The 16037-nt window shown below is 61.0% G+C and carries 17 protein-coding genes; 9 read left to right on the top strand and 8 right to left on the bottom strand.

Annotation, left to right across the window (positions count from 1 at the left end):
* The first annotated feature begins 1 nt into the window (after position 1).
* The 9 genes from ABIB91_RS12090 (at position 2) to ABIB91_RS12050 (ending at position 8513) form a co-directional block, all read left to right on the top strand.
* Positions 2 to 229 carry a hypothetical protein gene (locus ABIB91_RS12090; RefSeq protein WP_007592656.1) on the top strand — a complete coding sequence of 76 codons (228 nt, stop codon included), beginning with the start codon at positions 2 to 4 and terminating at the stop codon, positions 227 to 229.
* A 785-nt stretch (positions 230 to 1014) separates the two neighbouring features.
* A complete protein-coding gene (locus ABIB91_RS12085; RefSeq protein ID WP_354161007.1) occupies positions 1015 to 1986 on the top strand; it encodes a hypothetical protein in 972 nt (323 codons plus the stop codon).
* Positions 1987 to 2045: 59 nt separating this feature from the next.
* A complete protein-coding gene (locus ABIB91_RS12080) occupies positions 2046 to 3287 on the top strand; it encodes a site-specific DNA-methyltransferase (protein WP_354161004.1) in 1242 nt (413 codons plus the stop codon).
* Between the two features lie 85 nt (positions 3288 to 3372).
* Complete coding sequence (locus tag ABIB91_RS12075; RefSeq protein WP_007592662.1) at positions 3373 to 3789, top strand: DUF5681 domain-containing protein; 417 nt, start codon at positions 3373 to 3375, stop codon at positions 3787 to 3789.
* Positions 3789 to 5225: a phage terminase large subunit gene (gene terL, locus ABIB91_RS12070; RefSeq protein ID WP_245286072.1), complete on the top strand. Its 1437-nt coding sequence runs from the start codon at positions 3789 to 3791 to the stop codon at positions 5223 to 5225. Before ABIB91_RS12075 ends, terL begins: the two co-directional genes overlap by 1 nt.
* A 291-nt stretch (positions 5226 to 5516) precedes the next feature.
* Entirely contained in the window at positions 5517 to 5816 is a 300-nt protein-coding gene (locus ABIB91_RS12065; protein WP_157158553.1) for a hypothetical protein, read from the top strand.
* Positions 5817 to 5921: 105 nt separating this feature from the next.
* Positions 5922 to 6773, top strand: a complete 852-nt coding sequence (locus ABIB91_RS12060; RefSeq protein WP_371261366.1) for a YqaJ viral recombinase family protein — start codon at positions 5922 to 5924, stop codon at positions 6771 to 6773.
* Positions 6757 to 7941 (top strand): ERF family protein, encoded by a 1185-nt coding sequence (locus ABIB91_RS12055; RefSeq protein ID WP_247404663.1) that lies wholly within the window; start codon positions 6757 to 6759, stop codon positions 7939 to 7941. Before ABIB91_RS12060 ends, ABIB91_RS12055 begins: the two co-directional genes overlap by 17 nt.
* Positions 7938 to 8513: a hypothetical protein gene (locus ABIB91_RS12050; protein ID WP_007592671.1), complete on the top strand. Its 576-nt coding sequence runs from the start codon at positions 7938 to 7940 to the stop codon at positions 8511 to 8513. The genes ABIB91_RS12055 and ABIB91_RS12050 overlap by 4 nt, the downstream gene beginning before the upstream one ends.
* An 832-nt stretch (positions 8514 to 9345) precedes the next feature.
* Here ABIB91_RS12050 and ABIB91_RS12045 read toward each other — a convergent pair.
* The 8 genes from ABIB91_RS12045 to ABIB91_RS12010 all read right to left on the bottom strand — a co-directional run bounded on the left by ABIB91_RS12045 (position 9346) and on the right by ABIB91_RS12010 (position 16035).
* Entirely contained in the window at positions 9346 to 9867 is a 522-nt protein-coding gene (locus ABIB91_RS12045) for a hypothetical protein (protein WP_157158554.1), read from the bottom strand.
* A gap of 115 nt (positions 9868 to 9982) precedes the next feature.
* The gene (locus ABIB91_RS12040; RefSeq protein WP_007592677.1) at positions 9983 to 10519 is read right to left on the bottom strand and encodes a tetratricopeptide repeat protein; all 537 of its coding nucleotides are present in this window, start codon (positions 10517 to 10519) and stop codon (positions 9983 to 9985) included.
* A 71-nt stretch (positions 10520 to 10590) separates the two neighbouring features.
* Positions 10591 to 10989, bottom strand: a complete 399-nt coding sequence (locus ABIB91_RS12035; protein ID WP_007592679.1) for a hypothetical protein — start codon at positions 10987 to 10989, stop codon at positions 10591 to 10593.
* A gap of 11 nt (positions 10990 to 11000) precedes the next feature.
* Positions 11001 to 12653: a type II and III secretion system protein family protein gene (locus tag ABIB91_RS12030; protein WP_354160996.1), complete on the bottom strand. Its 1653-nt coding sequence runs from the start codon at positions 12651 to 12653 to the stop codon at positions 11001 to 11003.
* Positions 12654 to 13127: 474 nt separating this feature from the next.
* Positions 13128 to 13547 carry a TadE family protein gene (locus ABIB91_RS12025; protein ID WP_007592683.1) on the bottom strand — a complete coding sequence of 140 codons (420 nt, stop codon included), beginning with the start codon at positions 13545 to 13547 and terminating at the stop codon, positions 13128 to 13130.
* Positions 13544 to 14878, bottom strand: a complete 1335-nt coding sequence (locus tag ABIB91_RS12020) for a pilus assembly protein TadG-related protein (RefSeq protein ID WP_007592684.1) — start codon at positions 14876 to 14878, stop codon at positions 13544 to 13546. The genes ABIB91_RS12025 and ABIB91_RS12020 overlap by 4 nt, the downstream gene beginning before the upstream one ends.
* 8 nt (positions 14879 to 14886) lie before the next feature.
* Positions 14887 to 15333, bottom strand: a complete 447-nt coding sequence (locus ABIB91_RS12015) for a hypothetical protein (RefSeq protein WP_007592686.1) — start codon at positions 15331 to 15333, stop codon at positions 14887 to 14889.
* A 54-nt stretch (positions 15334 to 15387) separates the two neighbouring features.
* Positions 15388 to 16035, bottom strand: a complete 648-nt coding sequence (locus ABIB91_RS12010; RefSeq protein WP_354160991.1) for a methyltransferase family protein — start codon at positions 16033 to 16035, stop codon at positions 15388 to 15390.
* Between the last annotated feature and the right edge of the window lie 2 nt (positions 16036 to 16037).

Raw genomic sequence — 16037 nt, 5'->3', positions numbered from 1 at the left:
GATGCAACACCACAGCATCGCTGACGTCAGCTGCGTTATTCTTCAATGCTTGGATACCTATCAAGTCGCTAACGTTGAGCCGCTCGTGTTGAAGTGTTTCCCGGATATCGACCGGCACACGCTTTGGCAGGCATACAACGTCGCCTTGGTGGCATACACGTCCGGCACAGGCCTTAAACAACAACAGAAGGAAGCAGCAGCCGCTGCAATAAGTGAGTTTGGAACATGAACGGGTTGATCGATCGTCTTTAATAAATTCCGTTCGGAGACCAAGCTCGGCACGTCGATCGACGCCAACACCGGCGCGATTGCTGGTACAACCGAAGCGACCGGCGGCCGCTCAGCCGTATTGCAAAATGTCGCTGTTGCTATCGCCGATCGTTGAAACTCGCTCCATTCCCGTTTCGCGAATCGATTGTCAATCGAAGGACATTACGATGACCAGCGCATCGCGAGATATCGTAATTGTGGGCGGAGGCATTGGCGACGGTGCCTTGGCCACCGTGTCGCTCGAACCTAAGCTCCCGCTTTGTCTCTTGACCACCTGCTCAAGCGCAAGAGCCGCTATGGCGATCTGATCTGCCAAGCGTCCCAACAGTTCACGCTTTTCTGGGTCGCTTGCCCGCGTGCGCATCAGGGCGAAATCTGCGGTCGCCCACGAGTGTGGAATGACGCTCGCGTTTCACGCGTACTCGAGGGCTCCATCTCGAATTTGGGATTGGCTAACGGAGCCGCGCCGTGAACGGCCGCGGCTGCTCGAGCCGGCTCGACGAGTTCTTTCCCTGGAACTGGCGCCCAGCAACCGTCGTCAATTGATCCCCCTGCAGCGCTGAAAGCCGGTGAACGCCTGACCTCTTCGGCATCCGGAAATCTACGGGCGCCTGGCGCCCGATGCCGATGCAGCCGGCTGCGCCGCGGTGGCCCGTGCTCGCCCGGTCTTGCGTGAACGACATTTCGTGACGAATTTGTCTGCTGCGAATCTAAGAACTTCACCTGGGATGCGGGGCGGAGCCGATGCCTAAGCGCGTCAACCCGAAATGGGGCTGGACCGGAATGGTCCGACTGGAGGGTTACGCCAGCCCCGATGACGCGCTCGGCGAGCTCGATAGCCACTCCGAACCTGCCGGAGATCAGCGCCAGGCTCTGCATCGTCCACTGGCCGGCGCCCAATGTGACGACCTCATCAAAGATCTCGATCTGCCGTTGCTCGACGGCCACCGGACCGAGTGCCATGATTGGCTGAATTGGATTCGCGAGGACGCTCTCAGAGAGTGTCTTCGGCGATCACAGCAACCAACACGGGCTGAGATTCACGAAGCGCTGGACCAGACCGGCCAGCTCCTTCGCCATTTCGTCGACGCCTCGGAGCAACGTCACGCCGACTGGATCGTCGAGGAGTCGCCGATCTTGGCCCCGGGCCCCCTCACCGTCTTTTGGTTGTTTCCTCGACGGCTAAGAACGCTTGCCGACTATGCCAAGAAGAAGGCTCGGCACGCTGACATCGCTGAGCTCGTGGTTTTGGCGAACGCCGCCGATCGCCTCGCGGACGTCCTGATGCTGTTAGATTGGGCGTCATCGGACAAGATTTCTCGGGAATTGCCTGAGGCGTACGACTATGAGGTGCGTCATCTGGTCGATGCCGTCCGTATCGCGCAGCGGCTCGAACACGCCACCCGGACCGCGCTCGAAACGAGCAAGAAACGGGGCGGCCCGCTTCCGCAGCCGACGATGGTGCAGGTCGTGATTTGGCTCGCCGAACTGGTCGAGCGCTACGGCGGAACATTCACCCACAACCCCTACGTGGGAACGGCGTATGACGGCTCCCCTCAGACCCCAGCCGGTCTGTTCGTGCTGCACTTCATGTGGACATGCAAGCCGCCGCTGTCCGCCAGCCCGCAAACCGTCAGCAACTGGATGGCCGCGGCCATCAAATGGCGAAATCGCGCCCGCGCTCCCAACTCGGAAATCAGGGAGAGGTCCTTCTAAGTGCATCCCGCGGGCCTTCCGCCAATATGCCGATAGGCATATCGAACACGGAGGCCCTCTTGAAGAAACAACTGACCAATGGCGCCGCACTCCGCCACAACTTGAATCCCGTTCTCGTTCCGATCGGCGAGCTCAGGCCGCTTGGCCATCAAACCCGCCGCCATCCCCAATCCCAAATCGAGAAGCTGGCGGCGAGCTTGCGCGAGTTCGGGTTCGTTCTGCCGATCATCGTCGACGCCACGCGCCGGGTGGTAGCGGGCTGGGCAATGGTCCTCGCGGCCAAGCTCCTCGGTCTGGACGTCGTGCCCGCCGTGACCATTGTCGATCTCGGCGAGGCGCAGCTGCGTGTGCTGAAGCTTACGCTCAACCGACTGGTCGAGGACGCCAGCTGGGATGTCCAGGCCTTGCGCCTCGAATTAACCGAGCTTCTGACCCTCGACCCTCAAATCGACCTGCAATTGACGGGCTTTTCGACCGGAGAACTCGATGTTGCCGTTTCGGATCCAGACGATTTGGAAGACGACTTGCCGCCACCGGAATCTGGCCCCGCGATCACCCAGCCTGGGGACCTCTGGATCTTGGGTGAGCATTATCTCCGCTGCGGTGATGCGCGGCAGGCAGAGAGCTATGGTCGGCTCCTGGAACACGCGCAGGCGCGCATGATTTTCGCCGATCCACCCTACAACGTGCCGATCGATGGCCATGCCTCGGGCTTGGGCAGGATTAAGCACCCTGACTTTGTCATGGGTTCGGGAGAATTATCCGCTGCAGAATTCGAGGCGTTGCTGACCGAGGTGTTTGCGCATGTCTCCCAGCACGCCAGCGACGGTTCAATTCACTATATTTGCTCGGATTGGCGGGCGATGCAGGCGCTCCTCAATGCCACGCGTCCCCTTTACAGCGAGCTGAAGAACCTCTGTATCTGGAATAAGTCGAACGGGGGGATGGGATCGCTGTACCGCTCCAAACATGAGCTCGTCTTCGTCTTCAAAAAGGGCCGCGCACCCCACGTTAACAACGTTCACCTCGGCCGGCATGGTCGCAACCGTTCAAACGTGTGGGACTATCCCAGCCAAAATACCCGGACAAATTCGTCAAAGTCAAAGCTCTCTCTTCACCCTACGGTCAAGCCGGTCGCGCTGGTCGCCGACGCGATCCGAGATTGCACCAACGAGCACGACATCGTGCTCGACCCGTTCGGCGGCGCCGGAACCACCTTGATAGCCGCGGAGCGGACCCGCCGCCGGGCCCGGCTGATCGAAATCGACCCCGCCTACGTCGATGTCACGATCCAGCGCTGACAGCATCTAACCGGCAAAACGGCGGTGCACGCCGAGACGGGCGAGCCGTTCGGCCAACGAAGCACCGCGAGCCTGGAGCGCGCCCGTGGCTAAAAAATCCGATCAGGGCGTTGGCTACGCCAGACCCCCGCGTCACAGCCGTTTCAAACCGGGTCAATCCGGTAATCCGCGCGGGCGCCCGAAGGGCAGCTTGAATTTTACCACCGACCTGAAAAACACCCTGCTGGCCCCAGTCGCTTTAAATGACGGCGGCAAGCCACGGCGCGTCACCACGCAGAAAGCGGCATTGCTTCGCCTCCGGGAAAAAGCCCTGAAAGGCGACGTCAGGGCGCTGGATAAATTCCTCTCCCTCGCGATGGCCATGAGCGACAACACCGCGCCGGACGCCGCGAAAACCCCATCTGTCGACGATCAGGCCATTCTGGATGCATTCCGGCAGCAGATCTTGGCCGATGCGACCGCTGCGGCTCCGACCCAGCGCGATGGGGAGGACGGCACATGATGCCAATAGTGGCGGCGCTGCTCCGAACCGACTTGCGTTATTTCATCCAAAGGGTGTTCTCGACCGTCTTCCCCGGCAGCGAGTATCTATCGAACTGGCATATCGACGCTATCGTCTACCAGCTCATGCGCCTCCACGATGGCGAATGCCGGCGGCTTCTCATCAACCAGCCACCGCGTTCGCTCAAATCGCTCTCGGTCTCGGTCGCTTTCGTGGCCTGGCTGCTGGGTCACGACCCGAGCCGCCGCATCATCGTGGTCAGCTACGCCAGCGAACTTTCCGCCGAGCTGCACCGCCAATTCAGAATGGTGATCGAGTCGGGTTGGTATCAAGAGCTGTTTCCGGCCATGCGTCCAGCCAAGGATACCGGCACCGAACTCGTGACCACGGCAGGGGGCAGCCGATACGCGACCACGGTCGGGGGCACGCTGACAGGTCGGGGAGCGGACCTCATCATCATCGATGATCCGCTCAAGGCGGAGGACGCGATGTCGGAGCCCGGGCGCAACCGCGTCACCGAGTGGTTTGGCGGCACGCTGGTGTCGCGGTTGAACGACAAGGCAACCGGCCGCATCACCGTGGTGATGCAGCGCCTGCATCAAGACGATCTCGCAGGTCATCTGTTGCAGGCGGGCGGTTGGCATCATCTGGATCTGCCGGCCATCGCCGTCGAAGATAGCATCATCGCTGTCGGCAAAAATCGGGTGTTTCGCCGCCGCACCGGCGACCTTTTGCATCCGCGGCGCGAAGGTAAGCTGGTGCTGGAGCGGATCAAGGCTGAAATCGGCAGCCTGCAATTCTCGGCGCAATACCAGCAGCGGCCGGTGCCGCTCGAAGGCAATCTGATCAAGCGCGACTGGTTTCGCTGGTACGATCAGCTGCCGGCGGCTGGCGCATCTGATTATGTCGTGCAGAGCTGGGACACCGCCATGATGACCGGAAAGGCCAACGATTACTCGGTCTGCACCACCTGGCGCGTGATCAAGAATGACTATTACCTCGTGGATCTCTACCGCGGCCGACACCAATATCCCGACCTGCGGCGCGCCCTGGCCGCGCTGGCGACAACACATAAAGCGGACGCGGTTTTGATCGAGGACGCCGGTCCCGGTACAGCGATGTTGCAGGACCTGCAACGCGATACGCCGAACGGCATGCCGCGCCCGATTGGCATCAAGCCCGAAGGCAGCAAGGCGGATCGCATGGCGGCACAATCCTTCCGGATCGAGGCCGGACAAGTGCATCTGCCCGCAGATGCCCCCTGGCTCGACGACTATTTGCTGGAACTGCTGGCATTTCCATACGGCAAGCACGACGACCAGGTCGACAGCACCTCGCAATTTTTGAAATGGGCGGGCAACCACGCAATGTTCGATGACATCGAACTTGACATCATTTCGGTCGGCCGAGAGGGGTATGATTATAACTTCCCATAACCCATCCCCGTCAGGTGGAAAGTCGAAATTTTCTCCAGAACGAAGCCAATCATTTTTGGCAACCTTAGCTCGCTCTATCTGAGCGATCGAAGCGCGCGCTTCTGTGCGGCCAGTGCGCTGCGCTCGTAGCGCTCAAGCTTGTTTAGGCGCCGCGCGATGTCTACGACCGGGCAATCCCATAGATCAGCCAACATCGCCTGGCGGACCAGTCGCACGCGCCATAGGTCGCACTTGGCGTGCGCAACGGCGGCTGCGGTTTCCAATCCAATCTCACATGCCAGGCCCGAGCGAATGGCGACCATCAGCCTCGCGAACTCCGGGTTATCCCGTTTGCAACCCCTGGCGAGTCCATGGCGCAAAGCGTTGCCGCTGGACTTTGCTTTTCCGGGCACCGTTTTCGGCCCCGTGCTGCGCTTGGCATTGGTGCGATTGGCTTCGATTTGTTGGTTTGACGCCATCTCCAGGACCCGCGCTTTCGGTCCGTTAAAACGTCGCTCCAAAGCGCCGAACCATCAAGGATTTGGGCCTAAAAAGAGCAAGAATCTTGCTGCAGAAAGCACTGGCATTCCCGTGCAAACGGAGCGTTACTGAGTCGGACCGGGCACACCAGCCCCGGAATCTCACCTCGCAATGGCGGGGCTTTAGGCGGTGCGGCGCCAAGCCGCGTCAGACCTAAGGAGATACCGGGTGGCCACGATCTCAGCCAATGGCGCCGAGGCGCCACATCATGTCATCAAGTTCGACCCCATTGACCGGCGGGCCTTCATCGGCGGCTCGGATGCCCGCATCATCATGGGCAATGATCAGGAGGATCTTACGCGTCTGTGGCGCGAAAAGCGCGGCGAGATCGCGCCGCAAGATCTTGCGCACAACCTGATCGTGCAGCTCGGCACCGTCACCGAAGACCTCAACCGGACCTGGTATCAGCGCGCGTCGGGTCAGACCGTCACCGACATTCAGAAGCGGATCCGACATCCCGTCCACCGCTGGATGGCGGCGACGCTCGATGGCATCGTCCTAGAAACTGGCGCGGTGTTCGAGGCCAAGTTCATGCTGCCCTGGGCCTTCACCGAGGACGCCGCGGCCGACAAGCACATGGCGCAACTGCAGCACAACATGTGGGTGGTCGCCGCCCGTTCCGCGGTGCTGTCGATAATCACCGGCGGCGGCAAATGGGTCGAGCTCACTCTGCATGCCGACCCGCTCTACCAGCACCTGCTGCTTACGGCAGAAAAGAAGTTCTGGCGCTGCGTGCAGTCCGGCGAGCCGCCGCTCCTGTTCGGGATCGAGCCGCCGCGGCCGCGATTAGCCGCCGTCAAGGTCGTCGACATGACCGCGTCCAATCTATGGGCGGAGTGCGCGGCGACCTATCTGCGCACCCGCGCCGCCCATGGCGAGCACGAACTGGCCAAGGCCGAGCTGAAGAAGCTGCTGCCCGAGGACGCCAAGGAAGCGTTTGGCCACGGCCTTCGTGCCAAACGCTCCAAAGCCGGCGCGATCAGCTTTGATCCGGTGGAGATGGGGGGCATCCATGCACCAGGCCAGTGAGCAAATCGGAACGATCGCCGCCGCGCTTGCCCGCGCGCAGGCGGAACTGACCAACCCGGAGAAGACCCTGACGGCTCAGATCCGCTCGCCATTTCTGCGCGATGACGATCGGACGTTTCGCTACGCCTCTCTGGCGTCCGGCCTCGATATCGTGCGCAAGACCTTAAGCCAGCAGGAGATCGCCACCATCCAGACCACCCGGGTCGAGACGGCCACCGCCACCATTCACCTCACCACCCTGCTCGCCCATGCCTCCGGCGAGTGGATCTCCTCGGACTGGCCGGTCTGCGCACTCAAGGACGTCGAGGCGCCGCACCGCATGGGCGCGGCGCTGACCTACGCAAGGCGCTATGCCCTGTTCGCGCTGGTCGGGATTACCGGCGAGGATGATCTCGACGCCCCCGATGTGGTCGCCGGCCCGCCCGCCGCGGTGCCGCACGCAGCCTCTGGCGCGAAAGCCAAGCTCGCCAAGGACGTTCTCAACCGCGCACCGGTGCTGGGGCCGCCAGAGTCCGCGGAGCTCCGGGAGCGGCTGTTGCGCCAGCTCGCCGCCCTGCACGAGGGTGAGGGCCTGCTTGCCTGGGCGAAGGCCAGCCTCCCGCTCAAGAACACTCTTCTGGAACCTGACGCCCGTCTGGTGGAGACCGCCTATCAGAGCAAGCTTCAGGACCCGATCCGTCCTGCAGCAAGCACGGCCGGCCAAGCGCCTGTCTTAGATCGAGCGCAAGGCGCGCCGCCAGAACCGCTCCCGGAGGCCGCCGCCGAGGCCGCGCTGCAGCCGGCTCTGCCGGCGGCGCAGGAAGCTGGACTGGCCCATCCCAAGGAGCCGCCGCGCAAGCGCAGCAAGGCGCATCTGTTGTTTGTCCGCGACCAGCCCTGCCTCGTTTGCCAGCAAACCCCGTGCGACGCCCACCATCTGAAATTCGCCCAACCGCGGACCCTGAGCCGCAAGGTCAGCGACGAGTTCACGGTCCCCTTGTGCCGCGTCCATCACCACGAGCTGCACCGCTACGGCGACGAGCGGGCTTGGTGGGCGAACCTGCAGATCGCGCCGTTGCCGGCGGCGCATGGCTTGTGGGCGGCTAGCCCGGTCCACGATGCAACCAAAGCCACGATCCGGAGCGCAGCCTTACCCGCAAACCTTGGCTCGGAGGCCGCACCACGATGAACGGGTCCTTCCAAACGGCGGACCAACTGACCGCGACGGCGCTGCCGGCAGAGTTTGAGGTGTTGGCGCCGCCTCCCTTGCTGCTGCCGGGCGAAACTCTTGCGCATTACCAGGCGCTGCGGCAGGCGATCTTCGCCGACCTTGCGCCACGATCCGCCGTTGAATGGCTGCTCGCGGTGGATCTCGCCGAACTCTCCTGGGAGATCCAGCGCTACCGAGTGCTGCGCCACAAGGTTCTGGAGACCTATCGTCAAAACGCAATCGAAGCTGCGCTTCGCAGCATCGACATGGTCGGGATCGTCCCAGGGTTCGAAGATGAGGCCGAGTACTACACGTTACAAAACGCGCTGAGCTGGCGGATCGATGCAGCGGCTGCAACCGAGATCGACACGCGTCTCGCTAATCACGGCTTCGATCAACACGTCATCACCACGGAAGTCTACGTGCAGGCGCGCGAGATTTTCGTGATGTTCGAGGGGCTGCTCAATGCCGCCCAAACCAAACGCATACTGCTCCTCCGCGAGATCCGGAATCAGCGCCTCGCGGATGGTGCGATGCGCCAGCGGCGCTGAGGCGACTCAACGAAAGGCACAGATCTGCGTGCAGCCAGTGCAGCGGCGATGCCGCAACTGAGTAGCACTTCGCCTGACGTAGCACGCTCCCGTCTTGACGTTCGAGCGTGATCATAGTCGCTTGCTCGTCTCGGCTAGGCGAACCAGTTGACTGCTGCTCACGCGCACAATTCGTTAGCTTCGCGATTTACCGCGGTTCTGTTGCGCGGAGTTTCATCGAGGGTCGCCGAACCCGTTTGAAGGAGTTGGGCGCACGCTTCCGCCCAGTACGTCTCGATCAAATACACCGAGCGCCTGGCTGAAGGAGGCGTGGAGCCCTCCGTCGCCAGTCTCGGACAATCCTATGACAATGCTCTCGCCGAAACCATTAACGTCACCGGATCTCATCGTACTCGACGCGTTCTCCTCCGATGCGATGTGCACCTTCTGACGCGCGAGGCGTTCGCCGGATATCTATCGCGCCTGACCGCACGTGGCACGTGGCGTGATCGTGTCGCACATCTCCAGCCGGCACATAGCGCTATGGCGGCCAGCGGCTGCAATCGGCAGTGCGGAGGGCCTCGTTGGCTATGGCAAAGGATCCGCTTCCGACGGACACGGTCGACGAGGAGTTGCGGATCCTCGCGGAAGTGGTTGTGTTTGCTCGGGATGTGCGGGATCTCGGCGATCTGCCGGCGCGGCCCGGATGGAGATGGAGGGATGGAGGCGCCTAGATCCCGACTCGCGCGTAGCGACCTGGACGACGATTATGCCGACGTTCTCGGCGCCATTCTCGACCGCAAGCTCCGCCGCTGACTAAGAGCATCCAGTGAGCCTGCGCGTAATGCGGTTGTTACGTCGAGAACAGGATCGGTCGTAGCCAACGTACCAAAGCTCTGATTTCCTGTCCCACTGCGAAGAAATAGAGCAGGTGCGTGACCGCAAAGGACAGGAGGCAGGCCCCTAAAATGGTCGCCATCACAAACCAGCCACCCGACGGGACCGCAACGGTTACAAGCGATGCCTGCGTAGCGGTGGGTGTACCAAGCTGCCAGGAGACGACCAAAACCAAGGCATAGACTACACTGACGTGCGTTGCGACCGTGAAAAGGGGCCTCGACCTAGCTGCGAGCCCAACGCAGGCCAGCACGAAGATCGGAAGCGCAAGCCCGAAGAACTGAAACCCTTTGAGTGGAACGAAATAGCTCAATGCGGCATCGCTACGCTGAAAGATGCCGAACATCCTGAGATTGATGAACCAGAGAAGCTCAGAGCTGGGCGCATATTGAAGGGCACGCGCGGCCAGTTCGGCGCAAAGCGTGGCGGCAAAGAGCACAAATGGTCCCAGGAATTGGAGCTTGAAAAGTCGACTCATGAGATTAACCATACGTCAGAAACGTTAGCTTGTCTCAATGGCCCCCGGCACACGGCGCGCGCTCCAGCCTAGACCAAATCGATAAAGATTAATCTATTACGGCTAGCTATTTTACCTATGGTTGATTGTTCGGCGGCCTTTCAATGAACCGCCGGCTGCCGTTGAGGAGCTCAAGGTTATTGGCGATAACCGGGTTACCTGGATCGAGCGAATAGGCCTTCTCGAACTTTCGCCGCGCCGCGCTCAGATTGCCGCGCAGCATGTACGAATATCCCTGGTCATTCAGGATTTGAACAGTTTCGCCTCCCAGCCGGACCGCCTGGGCATAGGCCTGATCAGCCAGGTCAAAACGACGCAGCCGATCATAGCTCGCGGCAAGCCCGATCCAGGCCGTCAAATCCTTCGGCGATTTCTCGACGGCGTCCTTGAAATAGCGCTGGGAAATCCCGTAACTGCCGCGGTTGTAATGCTCCAGCCCCAGCCGAACGGGTTCGTCCGACGGGTAGTATTTGACGTCGGTCGGCTCCTGCACGGGGTCCCCGCCCGGCGGATCCACAGGCGCGACGATCGCAGCCTCCCGCAACGTGTAGTCACACCCTGCGAGGCCCGTCGCCAACCAGCAACAGGTCAGCATCAAGATGATACGTCGCATCAATCTTCATCCCCCCGCGGCCCAGCGAACTCGCTGCGCCGTTCGCAAACAAAAACTCACTTCCGGACGCGTTACCTGCCCCCTGCTCCGCCGACCGGTACCGACACGCCGGTTGCCGAACCTGCCCCCAAGCCCTCGATGTTGACGTTCTGCGTCGGCGTCGTCCGCAGGCCCATTTGCCTCGTCGCATCGCTTATGTCGGGAAGCTGATCCACCGGCTGTTGCGTTTTGCCATAGCGTGTGACGGCGGCGCCCACGCGCCGAGCGTCATATGCGATCCTCCGGTCACCGACGTTTCGCGGCCATGGACTGATCGTATGTGTGACGGCGTTGACCTCTTTGGCGTTGCCGGCGCTCATGGTGATGGTATCGGAACGCTGGAAGTAGCGATCCATCTCGTCGTTACCGGCGAGGCCGTAACATCCCCCGAGCAGCAAGGGCGCGAACAGAACCAGATACCTGATGGTCATCTCTCGCTCCGCTAGTTGAGGGTTTTTACGACCGGCTGGTCGGCAGCGGCGGCCGGTGCCGGAACAGGCACCCTAACTTCAGGAGCGATGATGTGGCCGTACGGACCCTTCACGTCGCCGCCGGAATTGACGTAGTCATTGTAGCGCTTGCGGACTTCCATCTGGCCATTGAGGAAGAAATCGACGTCGTTGGCCGGAAGGCGGGAGTCGAGCGGAGACGCCAGTTGCTGACCGGGTGCCGCCGGCGCAACCAGGCGCGGCGTCACGATGATGACGAGGTCGGTTTCCTCCTGCTGGTACGACTTGCTGCTGAACAAGGTTCCAAGCACGGGCACCGAGCCGATCCATGGCAATTGCGAAACGTCCTGCCGATTGCGGGTCTGGAGCAGGCCGGCGATGGCAAAGCTCTGGCCGTCGCGCAATTCGACCGTGGTGCGCGCATCGCGGCGGGTCAATGCGGGAACTGTCGTGCCCTGAATGGTCACCGCATTGGCGAAATCAAGCTCGCTGACCGAGGGTTCGACCCGAAGGTTGATCACGCCGCGCGAAAGAACGGTCGGCACGAAGGCCAGCTCAACACCGAACTTCTTGTAGTCGATCGTGATGGTGGGAAAGCCGTTCGTCGTCTGGGTCGGTATCGGTACTGGAAACTCACCGCCGGCGAGGAAGCGGGCGGCATCGCCGGAAAGCGTGGTCAAGTTTGGCTCCGCCAACCGACGTGCCAGCCCTTTCGTTTCCAATGCAGAGATCAACAAGTCCACCGAGCCGCCGTTGCTGGTCCGAATGAGACTGGTCAACAAGCTTCCGAACGGCGCAGGAGCGATGCCTCCTGCAGTACCGGCGAGCGTCCCCAGAGTTTGGAGTACCGGAAGGCTACCCGTCGGGGCGTCGCCGACCTGTCCTCCCCCAGCACCGAGCGGACCGTTGTTGGTATTAATACCACCAATCGGTGATCGACCGGCGGCGGTCACATGACCCAGCCCGGTGTTACCGATGTTAGTGCCGTTGGCGTTCGCCGCAGAAAGGTTCACGCCTAGGTTTCGACCGGCCTCCCGGCTGACCTCGAGAAAGCGCACCTCCAGCATCACCTGCTGCGGCGCGGCGACACTCATGGCGTTGACGACGACTCCCCCTTTCGCAACCGTGCTGGTGGCGATCGCCATGGCGCGCTCGGCGGTAACTGCGTCGGCGGCGGTTCCGCTGAGCACCACCTGCCCCTCGGAAGCCGACACGCGGATACCCTGCCCGCCGGTGCTGCTCCGGATGTTCTGCTGCAGATTGCCGGAATCGATCACGACCTCGACGTCGAGGATCCCGATCTGCTTCATTGACGAGTCAAATAGTATGACATTTGTGGTGCCGGTCTGCTTGCCCTGCACATAGATAAGGTGATCGCTCAGCGATTTCACGTCGACGATGTCAGGTGAGCCCGCTACGATCGTCGCAAAGGCCGTATCGACCTTGAAGGTGCGCGACTTGTTGACGACGATCTTGACCCGCTGGACATCGTTCATCTCGCTGAGGAAGACGCCGCCGGAGCCCCGCCGGTCTGCAGCCGCCGCGCGGTCAACGGAATTGAACAGGCCAAGCGTCGTGGCAAGAGCCATCGCGCTGAAGGCGAGTAGTCTCGCCTCCGCTTTACTCGAAACGCGCCCCCCACTCATTCTGAGTCCCTCTCGCCGCGATCCGCGGCTGTCCCCGTAAATCTACGTCCTCGACTGACCTAACAACTCGCCTTCGCGCACTACATCGCAGAGTTTACAATCTGTCCCACTACAAATCGTTACCTGCTTATGCGCGCACTCAGTCGAGGCCCCAACCTATCTCCGGCTCCGCAAAGGACACGTCTCGTTCTCCACCGGCCGCAAGATGCGGTGCAAGATCATCGTCCCTTATGCCGCCTGAGTGCAAGAAAAGAGCCGCTACCGCAGTGCGGCAACAGCAGAGAAAACTTGCAGATGTTGCCAGCGCGCACCACTTTCCTGCCTTGCCTGGAACTATCGCGCCGCGTAAGCGCTCCGACGGGTTCCCGTTGCTCTCGCGCTCGCCAAGCGCCCTATCCATTTTCGGAAGATCTGTTCGGGAATTTCCCGCTTACCGAAATCCAGACGCATTCCGGGAGTGGTTGCTCACTACCACTAGAAGGGAATTTGGGTGGATGCGCTCGGCTTGTTGAGGGATGTGCCCCATATCGGCATCAGCATTTGAAAGGCTGTCTGAGAAGCTGTAACGGTCAAATTGTTGCCACTCGACCCCACCGTCAGGGTCGGCGTGAGATGGCCGAAATACAGGAACGGCGCCGCGTTCTGCTTGGCCGTCGCGGACAGGGGATCCCCTGTGCAGCCGGCCGGCGACTGCGGCGGGCTTTGGACCATGGCAGGCGTATAGCAGCTAATCATGACCGCCCGGGCGCCGGCGCTCGCCAGCGTCCGCAAGGACTGCATCGTGATGGCATAGCGTCCGAGATCGAAGATGACGAACATCAACGTGAAAAGCGGCACGAACACGAGGATGAATTCAAACGCAGAGGCACCACGATTGTCGAGCTTTCTCATCATTGCACCAAAGAGACGACTTGGGTGTAGGCGATTACAGTTGGAGCACATCCATCGGTGCTCAGGTAGCCGCCACCGGTCATGGTGAGTGTTTTGGCGATCACTTCTGAGCAGGTCGTGTTGCTAGGCTGAGTCGACCCGCCGAACGACACATCTGCTTTAGGGAAGTACATCGCGCCCGCGAGCTTGATCACGCCATTGCCGCCAATGTTGACGTTCGCAGTCGATTGATCGTCAATCAGAACCCCATTCAGAGCAGAAGAGAAAGCGTTGGTCGTAGGGGCCGAGAGATTGACGTTCCCGCCGTTGATGGTGAGGCTCGAATTCCCGAGCAATACAAGCGTTACGCCTGTGCCGCTGACCGTTCCTCCAAAACTTATCGTTGCATTGTAGAAAAGGTAGGTTCCTGGGGCAAAATTTACCGTGCCTCCGGAGTTCACCTTTAGATCGCTGTACACCCCGCTAGCGCTGTTCGGGTTCAGCGAGCAGGTTTGACCATTGGTAACATTGCCGCCGCATGGTTTTGTTGATGGGCTCGTCCTCGTGTTGAACGACGCAGTCGTGAGTCCCTGCAATGGATCCATCGCAGGAGGCATGAAGTAGTTGTGCGCTATGCCGGGATCGGCGCAGGTATTGGTTGGAGAACAGCCATTTGCACCATAGACGGCCCATCCCGAACCGCTGAAAGAGGGAGTGCTTGCAAACTGGACGCTCGCATCCGACATCAGCGGGCAACCTGTTCCGTTGTTGCTGACGTCACCAGCAAGTTTAAGCGCCCCTCCACCGGTCGGATTAGGTCCAAGCGCCAAGGCGCACACCTTGCTCGGCAGCTTGACCAACGCAATGGCTTGGGCGGGGATGTTGACGGTGGTCAAACCCAGCACTGCGGCCAAGTAAGCCGGTTGTTGCTGGCTGACCCTGGCGCGAACGGCGTTGCCGGTGCCTGTTGATGGCGTTGTGAACGTGGTCCCATTGTAATCGCCGATATCGATCTGCACGGCTCGCGACACTCTGGTCGGAAGGCTCGTCGCACAGTTTCTGTCCGGATAGGCGGTAGCGTCGTTAGGACTTGAGTTGCAAAACCCATTCTGCGCCGCGAATTCCTTGCCGCGATAGTCCACTGATTTCGTGTCGCAGCTCGCACCAGCAATCGTGCATGCAAGGCGCAAGGCGCCCGAGTAGGCCGCAGAGTCGGCGGCGTTCTGCGCGTGCTGGCGGGTGACGTACCACGATCCGGCCTCGGCCCCGAGCGCGACCACTCCGATGAGCGGCACGAGCGCTATGACTGTCGCGAATGCGACAGAGCCTCGTCGAGAACGGAGCAGATTGCGCATGGAAGCACCTACTGGAAGCGTTCTGAGTAAGCCAGCGTGTACGTACAAGTGGTGGGACACAGCACTGACCTCCAAAAAGGCACACGCGCCCCAATCGGAGCCAAAGTGATGGTCGTCGAAAACGTCATGTACTTCGGAGAAGCAATATTGCTCGGCGAGCAGGTAGCGCCCCCGTCTCCGCATTTAACTTGTAGATTGCTGATCGCATGACCAGCGACTGTCGTCTGTAGCCCTGACCTCCAGGTCACCGTGCCGTCAGGGCCGAGCGGATTATAGTACTGGACGTACTGCCCGAAGGACCGCAACGCCGACCACGCGGAGATAAACTGGAAGCCCGCGGCAGCGACGTCGGCGAGCGGCACAAGCAGGAACGACACCAAGAAAATGTACACGATCATGGTCTCAAGCGCGACGGCGCCGCCTTGATCCACGATGAAAGAGTTCTTGCGGCGCATGAGCCTACCTCGACCGATACTCACCATTCCGGTCGTCGACCGGATCAATAGCACTCACCAGACATGAGGGATCAATCTCCAGCGCGAGGCTTCGTAACCGGAATACTCAGGGCAGGTGCGCCGAAGCAGGTCCTCTTCGTAATAAATTCGGCAAATCTGGATGCCGATATGCAAGACCAGCAAGACCGCTGTCAGCGGCGTCGGGTTTCTCAGCACCACGCCCAACACCGCGATTTCTTCCGCGAGGTAGAGCGGGTGCTTGATCCACCGATACGGACCGGTTTGCACGACGTTGCGCGCCTGTGGCACCAAACTGAATGACCTGCCAAGATGTCGAATGGTGACCAGCATCATGATCATGCCGATCAGCACGCAAGCGGTAGACGCCAGGTTTGGTAACGCTTGATCGGTCTTGCCGAAGAAGGCGATCGTCCATGGCATGTAGGTGCCGACGAACGCCGCTATCCTTGGGAGAAGGCCATTCGCTTGCGCCTTCGCCGGGGGCCGCGTGATGATCAACAGCGCCAGGAGCACGTAGAAGACAGCGAGGCAAACACTCGACAAGAGCGACGGCCAGGGATCATGAGCCGATGATCCGATCTTGATGGCGACACCAAGTGCCAGCAACATGAACCACATGCCGCCGAACAGTTGCATCGTGCGCCCGTATGAGAAAGGTTTCGACAGGGCAACCGTGCTCATGG

This window comes from Bradyrhizobium sp. JR4.3, assembly GCF_040547695.1.
Classification (GTDB): domain Bacteria; phylum Pseudomonadota; class Alphaproteobacteria; order Rhizobiales; family Xanthobacteraceae; genus Bradyrhizobium; species Bradyrhizobium canariense.
Note: the sequence above shows the minus strand (reverse complement) of the source record. Positions and strands in the feature narration are given on the sequence as shown.